Here is a 1644-nt window from a genome sequence, read left to right on the forward strand (position 1 = left end):
GCGGTCGGCGTCGTGCCGCCCGTCGCTCCCGCCGTCACCGCGGTGCAGGGCGACCAGCCGGCCCCGACCGCGCCGCAGCCCACCGCGGGCGACGACCTCGACGCCCTGGTCGACGGGTTCCGCGGTGCGGGTCTGCCCGTGCGGTCGCGCACCACCGAGCTGCCGGACCACGCCGGGCTGCGGCTCGCGGTGTTCCGGGTGGTCCAGGAGTCGCTCACCAACGTGCTGCGGCACGCCCCCGGTGCCGGGTCGGTCGACGTGCTCGTGGTCGTCGTCTCGCAGACCCCGACCTCTCCGGCCCTCGTGCAGATCAGCGTGACGGACGACGGAGGTGCGCGGATGCCCGGTGCCGGGGGAGGCTCGGGTCGTGGTCTGGTGGGGATGCGTGAGCGCGCGGCCGTGTTCGGCGGCACCGCGACGGCCGGGCCCTACCGGGGAGGCTGGCGGGTGAGCGTCGAGCTCGTGGTGCCGGCCGATGCGGGCCCCCGTCCGTCCCAGGTGTGGCAGGTGCCGGCGTGAGCGCGGTCCGGGTGCTCCTCGTGGACGACCAGCCGCTCATGCGGATGGGGTTCCGGCTCGTGCTGGACGCCGAGGACGGCATCGAGGTGGTGGGTGAGGCCGGTGACGGCCAGGTCGCGATCGAGCAGGTGGCGGCCCTGGCCCCGGACGTCGTGCTCATGGACGTGCGGATGCCGCGGATGAACGGGATCGAGGCGACGAGCGCCCTCGTCGAGGCCGCGCCGGACGTCCGCGTGCTCATCCTCACGACGTTCGACCTGGACGAGTACGCGTTCGCCGCGCTGCGGGCCGGTGCCAGCGGCTTCCTGCTCAAGGACGCCCGGCCCGCCGAGCTGGCCGAGGCGATCCGCACGGTGGCGGCCGGCGACGCCGTGGTGGCCCCCCGGGTCACCCGTCGGATGCTCGAGCTGTTCGCCGACCGGCTGCCCGACGGTCAGGTCGACACCCCCGAGGACCCCCGGCTGGCGGCGCTCACCGCACGTGAGCGCGAGGTGCTCGTGGCGATCGCCGAGGGGCTGTCGAACGCCGAGATCGCCTCCCGGCTCTACCTGTCCGAGGCCACCGTGAAGACGCATGTGGCGCATGTGCTCGACAAGCTCGGCGTCCGTGACCGGGTGCAGGCGGTCGTCGTGGCGTTCCAGACCGGTCTCGTCGCCCCCTGAGGGGCTGAGCCCCCGGCGCCCTGAGCAGGGCGGCTCCGACGTCAGCGGTCGTCGGCGGTGTGCAGCGCCGGCTGCCGGGTGAGTCCGGGCACCCCGGTGGCGGCGGGCAGTGCGGCGACCAGGTCACGGGTGGACTGGTGCTGCGGGTCGGCGAGCAGGGTGCGCAGCGGGCCGTGCTCGACGAGCCGCCCCTCGGCCAGCACGTGCACGGTCCGGGTGAGCGCGTCCAGCAACGTCACGTCGTGCGACGCGACGAGCAGCCCGATGTGGTCGTCGGCGGCGAGCGCGGCGACCTGCCGGGCCAGTGCCAGCCGCATGGCCGGGTCGACCGCCGTGAGCGGCTCGTCGAGCAGCACGACGTCGGGCCGCGGTGCGAACGCGAGCGCGAGCGTGAGGCGCTGACGTTCGCCGCCGGACAGCGTGCCGATGCGCCGCCCGGCGAACCCGGCAGGCAGGCCGACCA

General features: G+C 75.4%; 3 protein-coding genes. 2 read left to right on the forward strand and 1 reads right to left on the reverse strand.

The features are described from left to right. Both F2B26_RS16140 and F2B26_RS16145 read left to right on the forward strand, forming a co-directional pair. On the forward strand, window positions 1-519 hold a 519-nt coding region (locus F2B26_RS16140; protein WP_328698703.1), incomplete at its 5' end, for an ATP-binding protein. A 38-nt stretch (window positions 520-557) separates the two neighbouring features. After that, entirely contained in the window at window positions 558-1181 is a 624-nt protein-coding gene (locus F2B26_RS16145) for a response regulator (protein ID WP_159811088.1), read from the forward strand. Window positions 1182-1222: 41 nt separating this feature from the next. On the opposite strand, the gene F2B26_RS16150 is transcribed toward F2B26_RS16145, so the two are convergent. Next, window positions 1223-1644, reverse strand: a 422-nt coding sequence (locus tag F2B26_RS16150; RefSeq protein WP_159811086.1) for an ATP-binding cassette domain-containing protein, incomplete at its 5' end; no start/stop codon positions are given.

It is taken from the genome of Cellulomonas citrea (genome assembly GCF_009829685.1).
Lineage (GTDB): Bacteria > Actinomycetota > Actinomycetes > Actinomycetales > Cellulomonadaceae > Cellulomonas > Cellulomonas citrea.